The sequence below is a fragment of the Martelella lutilitoris genome (assembly GCF_016598595.1).
Lineage (GTDB): Bacteria > Pseudomonadota > Alphaproteobacteria > Rhizobiales > Rhizobiaceae > Martelella > Martelella lutilitoris_A.
On record NZ_CP066786.1, the window covers coordinates 2,751,632 to 2,768,807 of the forward strand.

Sequence of the window (17,176 nt, forward strand, 5' to 3'; positions counted from 1 at the left end):
GTCTTCACGTTCAGCCTTTCAAATCAATTGAACGGCGCGCTTGAACGCGGAGAGTGTGACCGAATTGACACCGGAAGGAGGCGTTTTGGCAGCGCGGGCCTTATTCCGGCCGGCGGCGTAAACCTGGACTGACGGAGTCGCGTTTCAGGGCGAAAGCCGCCCGCTCACCACCACTTTTTCGGGGTGAACCGTCCGGCGGCCTTTTCCATGACGGCGGCGGTGCGGAACAGGGTTTCCTCGTCGAACGGCTTGCCGATGAGCTGCAGGCCGAGCGGCAGGCCGTTGGCGTCAAGGCCCGCGGGCACGGAAAGGCCCGGAAGGCCGGCCATGTTCACCGTCACCGTGAAGATGTCGTTCAGATACATCTTCACCGGATCATTGGCGAGGTCCTGGTCGGCGATGCCGAAAGCCGCCGACGGCGTTGCCGGCGTCAGGATGGTGTCGACCCCTTGCGCAAAGACATTCTCGAAGTCGCGCTTGATCAGCGTGCGCACCTTCTGGGCCTTCAGGTAATAGGCATCGTAATAGCCGGCCGAGAGCACATAGGTGCCGATCATGATGCGGCGCTGGACTTCCTTGCCGAAGCCTGCCGCACGGGTCTTTTCGTACATGTCGGCAATGTCCTTGCCGGGCACGCGCAACCCGTATTTGACGCCGTCATAGCGGGCAAGGTTGGAGGAGGCTTCCGCCGGCGCGACGATGTAATAGGCCGGCAGCGCGTATTTCGTATGCGGCAGCGAGATGTCCACGATTTCCGCGCCGGCGTCCTTCAGCCAGGCGATGCCCTGTTGCCAGAGCTTCTCGATATCCTCCGGCATGCCCTCGACGCGGTATTCCTTCGGAATGCCGATCTTCATGCCCTTGACCGACTGGCCGATGGCGGCCTCGTAGTCCGGCACGGGCAGATCGACGGAGGTCGTGTCCTTGTCGTCGACGCTCGCCATGGATTTCAGGAGGATCGCGGCATCGCGCACGTCGCGCGCGATCGGGCCCGCCTGGTCGAGCGAGGAGGCGAAGGCGACGACGCCCCAGCGCGAGCAGCGGCCATAGGTGGGCTTGATGCCGACCGTGCCGGTAAACGCCGCCGGCTGGCGGATCGAGCCGCCGGTATCGGTCGCCGTGGCGCCGGCGCACAGATGCGCGGCAACGGCCGCGGCCGAGCCGCCGGACGAGCCGCCCGGAACGAGGTTCTGGTTCGAACCCTCGGCCCGCCATGGGTTGATCACCGGACCGTAATAGGAGGTCTCGTTGGACGAGCCCATGGCGAACTCGTCCATGTTGAGCTTGCCGAGCATCACCGCGCCGTCATCCCAGAGGTTCCGGGTGACGGTCGATTCGTATTTCGGCTTGAACCCGTCGAGGATATGCGAGGCCGCCTGGGTGTGGACGTCGCGCGTGCCGAACAGGTCCTTGATGCCGAGCGGAATGCCCTCCAGCGCGCCGCCGGTGCCCTGCGACAGCTTCAGGTCGGAGGCCTTGGCCATCGCCAGCGCCTTTTCCGGCGTGACGGCGACATAGGCATTGAAGGTGCCGTTGAAGTCGTCGATCGCCTTCAGATAGGACGCCGTCAGTTCGGTCGCGGTGATTTCCTTCGCCTGAAGCTTGTCACGGGCCTCGGCGATGGTCAGGGCGGTCAGTTCGGTCATCTGCTTCACTTTGTCGTGTTGTTATAGCGCCTTGCGAAAGAAGACGGACTGCTTGGTCGGCGCGTGGTTCAGCACCTTCTCCGTGCGTTCGAAACCGTTCTGTTCGCAAAAGGCGATGGACTCTTTGAGATTGGCATCGGTGACGATGACCAGTTCGCGCAGTCCCTCGCTCTTCGCCAGGGAGGCGATGTGGCGCAGGATGGCGCGGCCGATCCCGTGCTTGCGGTAGGCGGGCTCCGTGAACAGGCGCTTGGCTTCCGCCACGCCGTTGCCGTGGCGCACCAGCGCGCCCGTGCCAACCGGCTTGCCGTCGACGCGGGCAACGAAGCTCGTGGCGCCCGGCGTGCTGACATCAACGGTCAGCTGGTAGTCGATCACATCGGAAGACGACATGCGCGACAGCGATGTCTTCAGTTCGGTGAAGAGCGCCTTCAGGTCATCCTGCTGGGGGCTCTCGATATCGATTTTCGGCTGTACCATCCCTCACTCCACAACTTTTGGCACCAGAAAGAAATTCCGTTCGGATTCCGGCGCGTTGGCAACGATGTCGTCGGCCTTGTCGCCGTCCGTCACAACATCATGACGCTTCTTCATCTCCATCGGCATGACCGAGGTCATGGGCTCGACATCGGTAACGTCAACTTCGCCAAGTTGCTCGACGAAGCCGAGAATGGCGTTGAGTTCGCCGGTCATCCGCTCCGCCGATTCCTCATCGACGGCGATGCGGGCCAGACTGGCAACGCGTTTGACGGTCGCGGTGTCTACGGACATGAATGCTCTCCGGGTTTCACGATTTCACCACACGCTATAAAGGGCGTCGCCGCCCTTCGCAACGGGGCATTTCATCAGAAGGCGACCGTTTCGCCGGGTTTGGGCGTCAGCACTTCGGTCGGCCCGCCGGCCATGCCGCTGACGAAAGCCTCCGGCGTCTGGTCGATGATCGGGAACGTGCCGTAGTGGATCGGTATCACCGTATCGAAGCTGAAATAGCGCTTGCAGGCAAGGGCCGCGACCGCGCCGCCCATGGTAAAGCGGTCGCCGACGGGCACGAGGCCGATCGCCGGCGCATGCAGCTCGTTGATCAGCGCCATGTCGGCAAAGATATCCGTGTCGCCCATGTGATAAAGCGTCGGCTCGTCGTCGATATGCAGCATCAGCCCGTTGGGATTGCCGAGCGCGTGAGAAACGCCATCCTCGGTGATGAAGGCGGAGGAGTGCAGCGCATTGGTGAAGGTGACGGTAAAGGAGCCGAAATCGACCGTGCCTCCGGTATTGCCCGGCTGCAGGTTCTCAAGCCCCTTCGACCCGAGCCAGGCGGCGAGATCGGCATTGGCAAGCACGGTCGCGCCGGTTTCCTTTGCGATCGGGATCGTGTCGCCCAGATGGTCGCCGTGGCCGTGGGTGAGCAGGATATGGGTGACGCCCTTGGTCACCGCCGCCTGGTCGAGCCCCTCGAAGGACGGATTGCCGGACAGGAAGGGGTCGATCAGGATCGTCGCATCGGCAATCTCGATGCGGAAGGCGGAATGTCCGAGCCAGGTGATCTTCATTTTGCATTTCTCCCTTCGAGGCGGTAGTTGAACGCGATTGCCTAAAACGTAATGCGAACACGCGCCATTTTCCATCGGGAAGCGGCAAAACCATGGGAAAAGACCGATGACAGTGCTTTCAATCGAGGAACTGGCCGAAACCCTGCCGCCCAACGCAGCAATCGCGGGACTTGATCTCGGCACCAAGACCATCGGCCTTGCGGTCTCCGATCTCTCGCGCCGCTTTGCGACGCCGCGCCCGGTGATCAGGCGCGTCAAGTTCACGCACGACGCGGAAACCCTGATCGCCTTTGCAGAGAAGGAGAAGATCGCAGGCTTCGTCATCGGCCTGCCGGTGAACATGGACGGCTCCTCCGGCCCGCGCGTGCAGGCAACCCGCGCCTTTGTGCGCAACATGGAGGCGCTGAGCCCTCTCACCTTCACCTTCTGGGACGAGCGGCTTTCGACGGTTGCCGCGGAACGGGCGCTTCTGGAAATGGATGTGTCGCGGCAAAAGCGCGCCGGGCGGATCGATTCGGCTGCCGCCTCATTCATCCTGCAGGGCGCGCTCGACAGGCTTGCGGCGCTTGCGCGCGGATAGGATTATTGCTCGCCCGCCGGACCGCAATCCACAGCCGGATCACGCAGCATGCGCTTCGGGTCGAAAAGAAAATCGACGAACACGAAGGCGAGCAGGATGGCGCCGCTGACGGCGAGCTCGACCGGAAGGGCGGCAAGCGCAGCACCCATCAACCCGATCTGAAACCGCTGCGTCATCCGTTCCTGCATTGCCTTTCCGCCTTTCCTCCTGTCTTGTCTGACAGCAATTCTTTCTCTCTGGCAAGCGCCTTCGGTTCGCAAAGTTAACCGGGCGGTAAGGAAATCATGGAATGCGTGCATGCTGATCATCTTCGAAAGTGTTCTGCCGATCTTTCTGACCGTGGCGCTCGGCGTCGGCCTGAAGCGCCTGCCGCTCTTCAGCGCCGATTTCTGGGACGGCCTCAACCAGCTCGGCTATTACGTGCTCTTTCCGGCGCTTCTGTTCACCACCCTGGCGCGCGCCGATTTTTCGACGATTGCGGCGGGAGACATAACTTGGGTGACCCTTCTCGGCGTCGCCGCCATCTCCGCCCTGACGATGGCGCTGTGGCCGCTCCTCAGGGCCTTCGGGCTGGGCAGTCCGGCCTTCACCTCGGTGTTCCAGACGACGACGCGCTGGAACGGCTTCGTGGCGCTCGCCATCGCCGACAAGCTCGCCGGGCTTGAGGGCATGGCCGTCATCTCGCTGATGATGACGGTGACGATCATTCCCCTCAATCTCATCAACGTGCTGGTTCTGGTGTGGTTTTCCGGCGAGAACCGCAATGTCGCCATGATGACCCGCAAGATCGCCACCAACCCGCTGATCATCTCTGCCTTTGTCGGCATCGCCTTCAATCTCGTTGCCATCCCGGTCTATCAGCCGGTCTATGACGCGATGAACCTGATGGCGCGCGCCGCCTTGGGGATGGGCCTGGTCCTCGTCGGCGCCGGGCTGGTGATTTCCGACGCGCTTAAGCCGAAGCCGATGGTTCTGCTGCCGTCCTTCCTGAAACTCGCCCTCTTCCCGCTGATCACCTACGCCTTCGCCACCCTCTTCGGCATTTCCGGCACGCCGCTTGCCATCATGGTCCTCGGCGCCAGCGTGCCGACCGCCATGAACGGCTATGTCCTCGCCCGCCAGCTCGGCGGCGACGCCCGGCTCTATTCTGCGGTGGTGACGGTGCAGACGATGCTGTCCTTCTTCACCCTGCCGCTGGCGCTCATGCTTGTGGGGGGCGGCTGAGACCATGGCCAAGCCGGTTTTCATCAATACGCTCGTCTTCGTCTCCGACATGAAACGCTCGGTCGACTTTTACTGCCATCGCCTCGGCCAGACCGTCGCGCAGGATCACGGCGATTTCGTCCAGCTGGAAAACGGGCTCGCTCTCCATAGGGGCCCCGCCCTGGAGGCGACCATGTTCGGCGCGCCCTCCGGCGAACGCAGCCCCTACGGCCGCGGCAATCTGGTGCTCTATTTCGAAACCGACGAACTCGAGGCAGTGTTTGCGCGGATGCCGCTGAAGACGGACCTGATCCACCCGATCGAAACCCAGGCCTGGGGTCAGAAGGTGTTTCGCTGCTATGATCCCGACGGACATATCGTCGAGGTGGGGGAGCCGATGTGATATTCGTGTTGGCTCAAATACGCCGAAAAACCGCCGAACCGCCCCGACGGAGCTCAGCTTGCCAGGAAAGCGCCCTCTCTTGTCCCCGTCATGCTCGGGCTTGTCCCGAGCGTCCAAGCGCGTTTCCGCATGACAGGCGCATCGGACAAAAATCCATTTTAAAACAGAACATTATCAACCAACCGCTCCGTTCGCAGGGAGAGGTGGTTAGATCCTCGGGACAAGCCCGAGGATGACGCCCGTATGGGTGGCGAGGTTGGTCAACAAACTGAAAAGCCCCGCCGGATCGCTCCGGCGGGGCTTTTGAATGTCTGTATCGTCCGTCGATTACTCGACGATCGATGCCACGATGCCGGCGCCGACGGTGCGGCCGCCTTCGCGGATGGCGAAGCGCAGCTTTTCTTCCATCGCGATCGGAACGATCAGCTCGACGTCAACCGTGACGTTGTCGCCCGGCATAACCATTTCCGTGCCTTCCGGAAGCGTGACGACGCCCGTCACGTCCGTCGTGCGGAAGTAGAACTGCGGACGGTAGTTGGTGAAGAACGGCGTGTGGCGGCCGCCCTCATCCTTCGTCAGGATGTAGGCTTCTGCCTTGAACTTCGTGTGCGGCGTCACCGAACCGGGCTTGCACAGGATCTGGCCACGCTCGACCTGGTCGCGGTTGATGCCGCGGATCAGCGCGCCGATGTTGTCGCCGGCCTGGCCCTGGTCGAGCAGCTTGCGGAACATTTCAACGCCGGTCACCGTCGTCTTCTGCGTCGCCTTGATGCCGACGATCTCGACTTCCTCGCCAACCTTGACGATGCCGCGCTCGACGCGGCCGGTCACGACCGTGCCGCGGCCGGAGATCGAGAACACGTCCTCGATCGGCATCAGGAAGGGCTGGTCAACCGGACGCTCGGGCGTCGGGACATAGTCGTCCACGGCCGCCATCAGCGCGCGGATCGCGTCTTCGCCGATTTCCTTGTTGCTGTCTTCCAGAGCGGCAAGAGCCGAACCCTTGATGATCGGGATTTCGTCGCCGGGGAACTCGTAAGAGTCCAGCAGCTCGCGCACTTCCATCTCGACGAGCTCGAGCAGCTCCTCGTCGTCGACCTGGTCGACCTTGTTGAGGAAGACGACGATCGCCGGAACGCCGACCTGACGGGCAAGCAGGATGTGCTCGCGGGTCTGCGGCATCGGGCCGTCGGCGGCCGAGCATACCAGGATCGCGCCGTCCATCTGCGCAGCGCCGGTGATCATGTTCTTCACATAGTCGGCGTGGCCGGGGCAGTCGACATGGGCGTAGTGACGCTTGTCGGTCTCATATTCGACATGCGCCGTCGAAATGGTGATGCCGCGCGCCTTTTCTTCCGGCGCCGCGTCGATCTGGTCATACGCACGGAAGTCACCGAAGAACTTCGTGATCGCAGCCGTCAGTGTCGTCTTGCCGTGGTCAACGTGACCGATCGTGCCGATGTTGACGTGCGGTTTGCTCCGCTCAAACTTTGCCTTTGCCATGAAAATGCTTCCTGTAACTGGTAACACGGATGACCCGGCGAACCGGTTTAGTGCCGCCGTTTAAGGCTTTCGACAGCAATAAGCAAGACCAAATTCGCCAGTTTGATGCCCCCGGCCCCACCGGGGCCGAAAACCCGGTCCCTTTTGCCCGCCATCGGACACGCGGAAACCGGCCTTCCCCGAAAAAGCGACGCATGGCCAAGAGCTTGGGAGCGCATGCCTGCGCGCGGCTGGCGCCGCCGTCCACCCCGTCCCCGCCGCTTCAGGCGCCGGCCCGCGAGACTTCGCCCGGCGCCGCGGCGGAGGGAGCGCCGTCGGCAACCACGCGGTTGCGCCCCAGCCGCTTTGCCCCGTAAAGCGCGTTGTCGCTCATCCGGTAGAGCGTCTCGTAGCCGCGCTCCGAGCGCGCGATGGCGACGCCGATGCTGCAGGTTGCCTCCAGCCCGTCGGAGACCTCCGGGAAGCGCCGGTGAGCCAGATGGATGCGGATACGCTCCGCCATGGCGCAGGCTCCCTGCCGATCGAGCCCGAGGGAGAGGATGGCGAACTCGTCGCCGCCGATCCGGCCGACGACGTCCGTCGCCCGCGTCTCGCTGAGCAGGATCTGGCCAAAGGCCATCAACACGGCGTCGCCGACGGGATGGCCCAGCGTATCGTTGGTCAGCTTGAAATTGTCGAGGTCGAGCAGGGTCAGCGCCACCGGCGTGGAAGAGCCCTCGCCGCAAAGGCCGCTGACCGCCCGTTCGAAGCCCTCGCGGTTCAGCACTCCGGTCAGGCGGTCGCGGTCGCGCAGCGTGTTGAGCCGGTCGAGCGACTCGACGAAATGCGACGCCAGGATTTCGATCGTGAGGATCATCGCGATCATCAGGATATAGATCTGCGTCGCCTGCCAGAGGATCGAGCTGGGATCCGCGATGATCCCGGTGAACAGCATCACGGCGGTGCGCAGGCAGTGCATGACGCCAAGCGCGATGATCGTCCAGAAGATCAGCTTGTCGTGCAGGGTGTCGTCGCGGCGGATCCAGAACCTGAGCATCGCAAGCCCCATCACCACGGCAAGGCCGACATTGATGACGATCGTGCGCTGAAAGGCCGTGCCGTAAATCTGGAAAAAGCTGTAGAGGCCGAACAGAACCAGAAAGGCCGTGACGTTGAAGGCGACGCCGAAGGTCTTGCCGCGCCGCTGAAGCAGGCCCTCCGCAAACAGGACCTGGGCGACGATGAACAGACCGTTCGCCACGGAAAGCAGGGGCGTGAGGCGGTAGAGGCCGAAGAGAAAGGTCACCAGGAACGCGAGAGCGAGAACGAGGAAGGACGCCGAAAGCAGCAGCAAATAGGAGCGTCTGACACCGGTGAGCCAGGCCACGATGAAGCTGCCCGCCAGGATCAGCAGCCCGCCGAGCAGCATCAACAGCTGCATGATTGTCATTTGGTGCCCCTCGACGCCACGGGCGCCCCTCCCGCCTGCCAACCCACCGTTGCCGAGGCCATCACAAAGCCCGGAGAACGGGCGACAGTTTACGTCCAGATCCCTCAGCATGGTAGCAAAAGCATCCGGGCGTTGGAATCACCTTTCTGATGATATACAGGGGGATGGCCCGAAAGGCACGGGTGCGTTCGACTTAGTTCATCGGGCAGTTAATCTGAACTGACCGATGATCCATCTCCTTGTTCAGGCGCATCGGGTTATCGAGAAACCGGCAACCCCTTTTTCGCCCGCTGCGCCAACCGACCGAGCGTCTCGTCGCTGCGAGGACCATGGCCCTCCGGGTTGCCGGCCGGAAGACACGCCGTCTTGCAGGCCCTGGGCCTTGCCGACGGGCGTTACAGGGCTTTTGTCTTTTCGCGCCATTCGGTCCTCGCCCGCTCGATCAGGCCGGGGTCGCGGACGGCGGCCAGGCCGGTGGCGGCAATCGCCTTGGCGGCGTGGACAAAGGCCTTGTGGGCGGCCTGGCTCTTGCCCTGGGCGACCACCTGCCAGGTGTGGGGGTTGGTGCCGATCGCCCAGGCCGGCGCCCAGCACTGCGCCGTCGGCACGACCCAGCTGACATCGCCGACATCGGTCGAGCCGGCGCGGAAATGCGACCTGCCTTCGAATGCCCTCAATCCGCGGTGCAGCGGTTGCGAACCATCGACCGGCGTATTGGAAAGCGCATCGCCCTTGATCTGATAGAGCCTGATACTGCTGTCGATCGCCTCCTGTGAGAAGGTCGCCTGAACATCCCTTGCGAAAGCCTCGTCGGCCTCGTCGAAGGGCACGGGGCCAAGCGCCGTCATCTGCTCGTGCATCGCCGTTTCGAGCGTGATGTTTGGCAGCAGGCTGTTGGTCGCCTTGCCGAGTTCCAGCTCGACGCCGGTCTCCGTCATCATAGCCGCGCCTTCCGCTATCTTCTTCACCCGTTCGGCAAGCGCCCGAGCGCCGACGATTTCCGGAGCCCGGATCATGTAGCGACCGGCCGCGCGCGCCTGCACGACATTGGCCGCGACGCCGCCGGTCTCGGTAATCGCGTAATGAATCCGGCAATCGGACGGCATGTGCTCGCGCAGGAAATTGATGCCGATATTGGTCAGCTCCAGCGCATCGAGCGCGGAACGCCCGAGATGGGCGGCGTTGGAGGCGTGCGCGGCCGTGCCCTTGAAGCGGATATCGTACTCGATCACGGCGAGATTATTGGTGGAGCGCACGCCGTTGAAGGGGGCCGGATGCCAGGTGAGCGCGAGGTCGACATCGTCGAACACGCCGGCCTCGGCCATAATCGTCTTGGCGCCGCCGCCCTCCTCCGCCGGGCAGCCATAATAGCGCACGGTCGCGGCAATGCCGTTCTTTTCCAGATGACGGGCAAGGCCGACGGCCGCCAGAAGAGAGCCCGCGCCAAGCAGGTTATGGCCGCAGCCATGGCCGCTTGCGCCCGGTTTGTCGGACTTTTCCTCGGCAATGCCGGCGACCTGGTTCATGCCGGCAAGCGCATCGAATTCGCCGAGGATCGCGATCACCGGCTGGCTGTCGCCATATTCTCCGCAGAACGCCGTCTCCATGCCGGCAACGCCGCGCGTGACGGAAAACCCGTATTTCTCCAGAAGCGCCGTCTGGAGCTTCGCCGATTCGAATTCCTCGAATTTCAGTTCGGCCAGGTCCCAGATCCGGTCGGAGAGTTCGATGAATTCCGGCTTCAATGCCTCGATTTCACTTGCGAGTTGTTCGATCGCCTGCTGCGTCATGGGAAGGTCCTGTATGCTGCCGGGGCAGCGGGTCTGGGGTCATGAAAGGTCGCGCGGCCCATCTCGACGGGCCGCGGGATCAGGATTGTTGAGGAGAAACGCCGCGCCGCGGGAGCAGCGCGGCGACAAGCCGGTCAGTCGACCGAGACTTCCCATACGCGGGGATTGCCCTGCCATACGGGGGCGCCTTCGAGGTTCGCGGTTGCCGCCCAGATGTCGACCATGTCGTACATGAACAGGCCCGGCATATCCTCGAGCATCAGCGTGTGGAAATCGTCGAAGATCTGCTGGCGCTTTTCCTGATCGGTCTCGCGGTAGGCGGCGTCGAGCAGTTCGACGGCCTTTGGATTTTCCCACATCAGCGATGTGTTCTCGTCCTTGTCGCCGACATAGAAGCTCATCATCAGCGCCGGATCGAGACGCGGCGAAACCGACTGCGAGATCACTTGGTAATTGCCCGAACGGCGGCGTTCCACCTGGGTGGCGTAGTCGAGCACCTCGATCTGAATGTTGAGGCCCGCCTGCTGCATCATCGCCTGGGCGATGATCGCCGCCGGGTAGCTCGGCACATTGCCGCGACGGTTGGCGATGATCGAGATCGGTTCGCCGTTGTAGCCGGCGTCCTTCAATTCCTTCTTCGCCGCCTCGATATCGTAGGGCAGGCACTCTTGCTGGGTCTCGCTGTAATAGATCGAGTTGGTCGCGATCATCGAGCAGTTGGGCGTGCCGGTTCCGTTGGAGGCGGCGGCGACAAGCTGCGGCAGATCGAGCGCCATGGCCATGGCGCGGCGAACGCCGGGGTTCGAAAGAACCGGATCGCGGGTCTGCATGTAGAACAGGTTCTTGCCGTTGTTGACGGCGACGATCAGCTTGCTGTCATCGCGATCCTCGAATTCCGGCATCAGGTCCGGCGAGACTTCGGCGAGATCGAGCGCGCCCGACTGGATGCCGGCCTTCACCGTCGAGGCATCCGGAACAACCATGAATTTGACGCCGTCGGCGAGCGGGTCCTTGGCCCCGACCGTGCCGTCCGGTTCACCGTCGTTTGGCGGCGAGACATAGGCGTCATTCTTGGCGAGATGGACATATTCGCCCTTCTTCCACGCGTCCCACTTGAACGGGCCCGTGCCGATCGGCGCTGCGAAGCTGCCGTCCTCGCCCACGGATTTCGGCGAGATGATGCCGGTGAAGCCGCATTCCGGGCGGGCCATCAGGCCGAGAAAGACCGCCGAGGGCTCGGCAATCGTCATCGTCACGGTGGCATCATCGACCTTCTCGACGCCGGTCAGCTTGACCACGCGGCTGCCGTCGAAATCCGGCAGGCAGCGCCACTTGCTGTCGGCGTCCATGTAGCGGTTCATGGACCAGACCACGTCGTCGGCGGTCATCTTGTCGCCATTGTGGAAGGTGACGTCATCGCGCAGCGTGAAGGTATAGGTCAGCCCGTCATCGGACATGGCAACGGATTTGGCGAGAAGCGGCTTAACCGCGCCATCCTCGGTATAGCCGACCAGACCTTCGAGAATGTGCATCATGATCGCGTCGGTATTGCCGTCGCGGTTGACGCCCGGATCGTTGGAGCGCAGGTCGGAGGAGAGCGCGACGACGATATCGCGCGCGGCCGCCGTCTGGGTGAGCGCTGCCAGCATCACGCCGGCCAGGAGCAGTTTCTTCATGTTTATCCCTCTTTGCTGTTGGTTCTGTTTTCAGGTCTTCAAAGTCCGGTGAAACAGGCGCGGGCGAGCCGGCCGATCGTCTCGAGTGCCACCGTATAGCCGGGAAGCCCGTCCGGCATGGTGAGCGGTACCCCGTCCGTGTAGGCGGCGAGGATGAAGAGCGGCGCGCCGTCGCGATAGACGATGCCCGCATCCATGCGGCCGCGCTTGCCCCTTCCGCCCTTGCTGGCGATCACGGTATCGAAGGGAAGGCGCGAATGGATGCCGTAGCGCAGGACCTGTGATTTCAGCATTTTCAGCGCGAAGGCCGACAGTTCCTGCGAGATGCCGAGCCGCGCCGAGGCCTCGGCATCGGTCTGGGCGGCGAGGATCGTGTCGAGCAGCATCACCTGGTCGGCCGCCGTCGTCACCGTCACCGCGTCGAGCGGATGGTCATGGGGCAGAGCGATCGGCGGGATCAGGAAGCGGTGACGGGTGCCGGTCATGCCGATCTCCGCGCAATAGGCCTGAACCTCGTCCAGCGTCAGCCGCTCGAACACCATGTGGGTGCAGACATTGTCGGAAAGCGTGATCATGCCGGCGATCGCATCGCGCAGCGACAGCACCATGCCGGGCGTCATGTGGCGCAGCACGCCGCTGGCCACCTGCTCGGCGTGGCGTGGTTCATAGACGATCTTCTCGTCAAAGCTGAGCCGCCCCTCCCCGATCGCCTTCAGCGCCGCCATCATGATCGAAATCTTGCGGGTGGAGGCAGACGGTGTTTCCTCGGTGGCACCGCGCTGGATGGTTTCGCCCGTCAGCAGGTTCTTGACCTTGAAGCGGACGGTGAAATCCTGGGCATCGCAGATTTTTGCGAGTTCGGCGGCCGTCGCTTCGGTCTTTTCGGTTGTCTCAGTCATCTTGTTCCTCCAGACGCCATTTGAGCTTGACGCCGCCGGTCTCGTTGAAATCGAGCGCGGGAATGGCCGAAAGCAGCCGTTGCGTATAGGCGTGCTGCGGACGGTCGAAGATCTCGTCGCGCGGGCCTTCCTCGACGATCTTGCCGTGCTGCATCACGATCACCCGGTCGGCGATCTGCTCGACCACGGAAAGGTCGTGGCTGATGAACAGGCAGGAGAAGCCGTGCTTCTTCTGCAGGTCGGCGAACAGCGCCAGCACCTGCGCCCTCACCGTCACGTCGAGCGCGGACACCGGTTCGTCGGCGATCAGCAGTTTCGGCTCGCGCACCACGGCGCGGGCGATTGCCACGCGCTGGCGCTGGCCGCCGGAAAGCTCGTGCGGCAGCCGCTCGGCGAATTCGCCGGGCAGGCCTACTTCGGCAAGGGTCGCAAGCGCCCGTCGGCGCCGTTCGGCGGCGTTGACCCCGGGCATGGTGCGCAGCGCCTCTTCGACAAGCTTGACGATCGACATGCGCGGGTCGAGGGAGGAGTACGGGTCCTGAAACACCATCTGGCAATTCTGCCGATAGTCCGCCCAGTCCCGTTCGCGCGGCTTGCCGTTGAACAGGATATCGCCCTCGGTCTGGTGAATGAGGCCGGCGATGGTGCGCCCGAGCGTGGTCTTGCCGGAGCCCGAGCCGCCGACCAGCGCCACCACCTCGGCCTGGCGGATATCGACCGAGACGCCGTGCAGGGCGCGCTTGGCCTGGCCCTTGCGAAACAGCGCGCCGGCCTTGTGGTAGTCGACGATCACGTTCTTGACGGACAGCACCGGCGTATCGTCCGGCCGGAACACACGGGTTTCGCCGCGCCCCGGCAGCGATGACAGCAGCTTGCGGGTATAGGCATGCTGCGGGTTTGTCAGAATGTCGTCGGTGGTGCCGCTTTCGACCACGACGCCCTTTTCCATCACCGCGATGCGGCTGGTATAGCGCGCGACCATCGGCAGGTCGTGGCTGATCAGAAGCACCGCCGTGCCTTCAGCGCGGGTCAACTCCACCATCAACTCCATCACATCGCGCTGGATCACCGCGTCGAGCGCCGTCGTCGGCTCGTCGGCGATGAGCAGCGCCGGTTTCAGCAGCATGACCGAGGCAAGCATGATGCGCTGGCGCATGCCGCCGGAAAACTCATGCGGATAGGCTGACAGCGCGCCCTTCGGATCGACGATGCCGACCCTCTCCAGCATGGCGAGGATCGCGTCCCGGCGCTTCTCGCGGGAAAGCCCAGTGTGAAGCTTCAACCCTTCCTCAAGCTGCCGGCCGATAGTCATCGACGGGTTCAGCGAGGTCATCGGCTCCTGGAACACCATGCCGATCCGCGCGCCGCGCAGCGATCTCAGATCAGGCGGGCTCATGGTCAGCGTGTCGCGGCCCTCGAACACGGTCTCGCCGCTCACCGGCGTGATGCCGGCGGGCAGAAGCGACATCAGCGCGCGGGTCGCCAGCGTCTTGCCGGAACCCGATTCGCCGACAATGCCGAAGATCTCGCCGGGCCGCACATCGAAGGAGACATTGTCGACGAGCTTCACGCCATTGCCGAGTGCGAGCGTCAGGTCGCGGACGGAAAGGAGAATATCCCTCATCATTTAAGCCCCCTCATGCGCGGGTCGAGCCGGTCGCGCAGCGCGTCTCCCAGAAGATTGATGCCGAGCAGCGTGAGCGCGATGCAGAGGCCGGGGAACACGCCGAGCCAGACGGCCTGCTCGATGAACGGCCGGCCGGCGGCCAGCATGTTGCCCCAGGTGGGCGCGGGCGGCGGCACGCCGAGGCCGAGGAAGGAGAGAGCGCTTTCAGACAGGATCGCCCAGCCGAACATGGTGGTCGCCAGCACCGACATCGGCGCCAGGCAATTGGGCAGGATATGGCGGAACACCGTGTAGAACTCGCTGTTGCCCATCAGCTTCGAGGCCTCGATGAATTCCGATTCCCGCAGCGTCAGCACCACGCCGCGCACCAGTCGCGCCATCGACGGCGTGTAGGCGATGCCGAGTGCAAAAATGATGCCGTACTGGTTGGCCCCGAAGACGGCGAGCAGGCCGAGTGCGAGAAGAATGCCCGGAAAGGCGAGCAGCGCATTGTTGACGGCCATGATCAGCCCGTCCGTCAGCCCGCGCGTATAGCCGCTGACGAGGCCGATCAGCGTGCCCATGAAAACAGTGAAGGTGACGGTCAGTGTGCCGATCCACACGCTGGCGCCGGCGCCGACCATGATCCGGCTCAGCACGTCGCGGCCGAATTCGTCCGTGCCCATCCAGTGGGCAAGGCTCGGCGGTTTCAGCCGGGCGACGAAATCGAGTTTGAGCGGATCGTAGGGCGTCCAGAACGCGCCGAGCAGAGCAACAACGAGCAGAAGGCCGATCAGGAAACCGCCGATTGCGGCATTATAGGACAGTTTTCTCATTGTGCCGTCACCCGGGGATCGAACAGCGGATAGAACAGATCGATGATCAGGTTGACGACGACATAGGAGAGCGCCACGAACAGCAGGCAGCCCTGGATGACCGGGTAATCCCGCTGGAAAATGCTGTCGACCATCAGCCGGCCGAGGCCGGGGATCGAGAACACGGTCTCGATCACGGCGATGCCGCCGAGCAGATTGCCGAGGATCAGGCCGATCATCGTCCAGGTCGGGCCGAAGGCGTTCTTGAAGGCGTGACGCCACAGAACGGCCATTTCGGAAAGCCCCTTGGCGCGGGCATGGGTGATGTAATCCAGCCGCAGGACTTCGAGCGTCGAGGCGCGGGACATGCGCAGCAGCACGCCCATCTCATGCATGACGAGGGTGGCGACCGGCAGGATGATATAGATCAGGCCCTCGGTGAAATTGTCGCGCAGCGAGACATAGCCCAGCACCGGCAGCCAGCCGAGCTTCAGTCCGAACAGCAGAAGCAGCAGCAAGCCGAGCCAGAAGGTGGGGATCGAAAGAAGCAGCGTCGCGCTGCCGACAAGCGCGAGGTCCGTCACCGAATTCTGCCGCCACGCCGCGATAATGCCCGCGGGCACGGCCAGAATGGCGGCGAGCACCACCGCGATCAGCACGATCTCGCCGCTGATGACGAAGCGCGAGGCGACCAGCGGCAGCACCGGCTCGTCATTGATGATCGAGCGGCCAAGGTCGCCGGAGAGCGCGTTCTCGCTCCAGATCAGGAATTGCTGCGGCAGCGGTTTGTCGAGCCCGAGCTCGGTCTCGAGCGCGGCGATCTGCCGGTCATCGGCCATGTCGCCGAGCAACAGTTCCGCCGGATTGCCGGGAATGAGACGGATCAGGCCGAACACCGTGATCGATACGATGATCACCGTCGGTATCGCCATCGCGACGCGATGGAGGAAAAATCTCAGCATCGGAACCCCTCTGAGACCTGCCTTTTACGGCGGCAGGCTTGCTTATTGACAAAAGTATGACAAAGCCAAAAACTTGCCGCAATACTATGAATATTTTCATAGTCATATGCAGCCGCGCGCACCGTTCATGGGCGTTCCGGCGAGAGAACCGGCAGCGCGGAATGTCTAGTCGTCCACCTGCGAGCGCTCGATCTGGCGCTTCAGCGCCGCCATCAGCCCTTTGGCGGCAAGCGACATCGGCACGCCCTCGGCCGACGCGATCCCGAAGCGCTGCGTCAACTTCGGCTCGAAGACCCGCTGCACCACGGGCAAGTGCTTGTAGAGATTGGCGTAGAAACTGCTGGCAAGCGCGATCCCCAGCCCCTCGGCGGCATAGGCGCAGGCGGAGGAGTTGGAATGGGTTTCGATGCGCACGTCTGGGCGGACGGCCTCGTTCTGCAACAGCCGGTCGAGCATCACCCGATGGGCGCGCAGCCGGCCGAGCATGATCAGCGGTTCGCCGCGCAGGTCCTCGGGCCGGATGACGTCACGCGCGGCCAGCCGGTGATCACGGTGCATGACGGCAACGCTGCGGCCTTCGGCGACGATCTCGAGACGAATGCCCGGTCCGATTTCGCCTTCGTGGCGCAAGAAGCCGAAATCGATCACCCGCTGATCAATCATCCGCTGGATGGTCATGGTCGTTTCAAAGAAGGTCTCGACCCTGACGCCGGGAAAGCCGTCCCGGTAGTCCTTCAGCATGGCAGGGGCGAAGTTCTCCCACATGCTGCTGGGAAGGCCGATGCGGACGACCTCCGTCTCCGACGCGCCGGTGCGGATTTCGTCGGCGAGCTGGCTGAAACGGGCCAGGTTGAGAAGCACGGTCTTCGCCTCCTCTTCCAGCGTCCGCGCCTCGGGCGTCGGCACCAGCCGCCCCTTGACGCGCTGAAACAGCGTCAGGTCGAGATCGGATTCGAGCTGCTGGATGAGACGGCTGACGCCCGACTGGCTGAGACCGGTGCTCCTGGCCGCGCTCATCGTCGAACCGGTCGAGAGCACCGCACGGAAGACTTCGAGCTGCTTGATGTTCATGCGATGTCGTCTCTCGGCGCGTTAATCTGCCGTCGGAAGATTA

Annotated in this window: 17 protein-coding genes; 3 read left to right on the top strand and 14 right to left on the bottom strand. The window is 63.4% G+C overall.

Annotated features, from left to right (window positions below):
• Window positions 1–164: 164 nt before the first annotated feature.
• The 4 genes from gatA to JET14_RS13085 all read right to left on the bottom strand — a co-directional run bounded on the left by gatA (window position 165) and on the right by JET14_RS13085 (window position 3,196).
• Window positions 165–1,646 carry an Asp-tRNA(Asn)/Glu-tRNA(Gln) amidotransferase subunit GatA gene (gene gatA, locus JET14_RS13070; RefSeq protein WP_200334063.1) on the bottom strand — a complete coding sequence of 494 codons (1,482 nt, stop codon included), beginning with the start codon at window positions 1,644–1,646 and terminating at the stop codon, window positions 165–167.
• A gap of 21 nt (window positions 1,647–1,667) precedes the next feature.
• Window positions 1,668–2,126, bottom strand: a complete 459-nt coding sequence (locus JET14_RS13075) for a GNAT family N-acetyltransferase (protein WP_200334064.1) — start codon at window positions 2,124–2,126, stop codon at window positions 1,668–1,670.
• Between the two features lie 3 nt (window positions 2,127–2,129).
• Window positions 2,130–2,417 carry an Asp-tRNA(Asn)/Glu-tRNA(Gln) amidotransferase subunit GatC gene (gene gatC / locus JET14_RS13080; protein WP_200334065.1) on the bottom strand — a complete coding sequence of 96 codons (288 nt, stop codon included), beginning with the start codon at window positions 2,415–2,417 and terminating at the stop codon, window positions 2,130–2,132.
• Window positions 2,418–2,491: 74 nt separating this feature from the next.
• The gene (locus JET14_RS13085) at window positions 2,492–3,196 is read right to left on the bottom strand and encodes a metal-dependent hydrolase (protein ID WP_200334066.1); all 705 of its coding nucleotides are present in this window, start codon (window positions 3,194–3,196) and stop codon (window positions 2,492–2,494) included.
• Window positions 3,197–3,302: 106 nt separating this feature from the next.
• On the opposite strand from JET14_RS13085, the gene ruvX reads away from it, so the two are divergent.
• Entirely contained in the window at window positions 3,303–3,776 is a 474-nt protein-coding gene (gene ruvX / locus JET14_RS13090) for a Holliday junction resolvase RuvX (protein ID WP_200334067.1), read from the top strand.
• 2 nt (window positions 3,777–3,778) lie between these two features.
• Here ruvX and JET14_RS13095 read toward each other — a convergent pair whose 3' ends face one another.
• Complete coding sequence (locus tag JET14_RS13095; protein WP_200334068.1) at window positions 3,779–3,964, bottom strand: hypothetical protein; 186 nt, start codon at window positions 3,962–3,964, stop codon at window positions 3,779–3,781.
• A gap of 109 nt (window positions 3,965–4,073) precedes the next feature.
• Between JET14_RS13095 and JET14_RS13100 the strand changes: the two genes are divergently transcribed.
• A complete protein-coding gene (locus tag JET14_RS13100) occupies window positions 4,074–5,000 on the top strand; it encodes an AEC family transporter (protein WP_200334070.1) in 927 nt (308 codons plus the stop codon).
• 4 nt (window positions 5,001–5,004) lie between these two features.
• Window positions 5,005–5,382, top strand: a complete 378-nt coding sequence (locus JET14_RS13105) for a VOC family protein (RefSeq protein ID WP_200334072.1) — start codon at window positions 5,005–5,007, stop codon at window positions 5,380–5,382.
• Window positions 5,383–5,709: 327 nt separating this feature from the next.
• On the opposite strand, the gene tuf is transcribed toward JET14_RS13105, so the two are convergent.
• The 9 genes from tuf to JET14_RS13150 all read right to left on the bottom strand — a co-directional run bounded on the left by tuf (window position 5,710) and on the right by JET14_RS13150 (window position 17,133).
• Complete coding sequence (gene tuf / locus JET14_RS13110; RefSeq protein ID WP_200334074.1) at window positions 5,710–6,885, bottom strand: elongation factor Tu; 1,176 nt, start codon at window positions 6,883–6,885, stop codon at window positions 5,710–5,712.
• A 262-nt stretch (window positions 6,886–7,147) separates the two neighbouring features.
• Window positions 7,148–8,314 (bottom strand): GGDEF domain-containing protein, encoded by a 1,167-nt coding sequence (locus tag JET14_RS13115; RefSeq protein WP_200334075.1) that lies wholly within the window; start codon window positions 8,312–8,314, stop codon window positions 7,148–7,150.
• 395 nt (window positions 8,315–8,709) lie between these two features.
• Window positions 8,710–10,104 (bottom strand): M20 family metallopeptidase, encoded by a 1,395-nt coding sequence (locus JET14_RS13120; protein WP_200334076.1) that lies wholly within the window; start codon window positions 10,102–10,104, stop codon window positions 8,710–8,712.
• A gap of 134 nt (window positions 10,105–10,238) precedes the next feature.
• Entirely contained in the window at window positions 10,239–11,780 is a 1,542-nt protein-coding gene (locus JET14_RS13125) for an ABC transporter substrate-binding protein (RefSeq protein WP_200334078.1), read from the bottom strand.
• Window positions 11,781–11,818: 38 nt separating this feature from the next.
• The gene (locus JET14_RS13130; protein WP_200334080.1) at window positions 11,819–12,679 is read right to left on the bottom strand and encodes a serine hydrolase; all 861 of its coding nucleotides are present in this window, start codon (window positions 12,677–12,679) and stop codon (window positions 11,819–11,821) included.
• Window positions 12,672–14,306 carry an ABC transporter ATP-binding protein gene (locus tag JET14_RS13135; protein WP_200334082.1) on the bottom strand — a complete coding sequence of 545 codons (1,635 nt, stop codon included), beginning with the start codon at window positions 14,304–14,306 and terminating at the stop codon, window positions 12,672–12,674. Before JET14_RS13135 ends, JET14_RS13130 begins: the two co-directional genes overlap by 8 nt.
• Window positions 14,303–15,121, bottom strand: a complete 819-nt coding sequence (locus tag JET14_RS13140; RefSeq protein WP_200334084.1) for an ABC transporter permease — start codon at window positions 15,119–15,121, stop codon at window positions 14,303–14,305. The genes JET14_RS13135 and JET14_RS13140 overlap by 4 nt, the downstream gene beginning before the upstream one ends.
• Window positions 15,118–16,062, bottom strand: a complete 945-nt coding sequence (locus JET14_RS13145; protein ID WP_200334086.1) for an ABC transporter permease — start codon at window positions 16,060–16,062, stop codon at window positions 15,118–15,120. Before JET14_RS13145 ends, JET14_RS13140 begins: the two co-directional genes overlap by 4 nt.
• Before the next feature lie 165 nt (window positions 16,063–16,227).
• Window positions 16,228–17,133, bottom strand: coding sequence for a LysR family transcriptional regulator (locus JET14_RS13150; RefSeq protein ID WP_200334088.1), 906 nt, complete (start codon window positions 17,131–17,133; stop codon window positions 16,228–16,230).
• Between the last annotated feature and the right edge of the window lie 43 nt (window positions 17,134–17,176).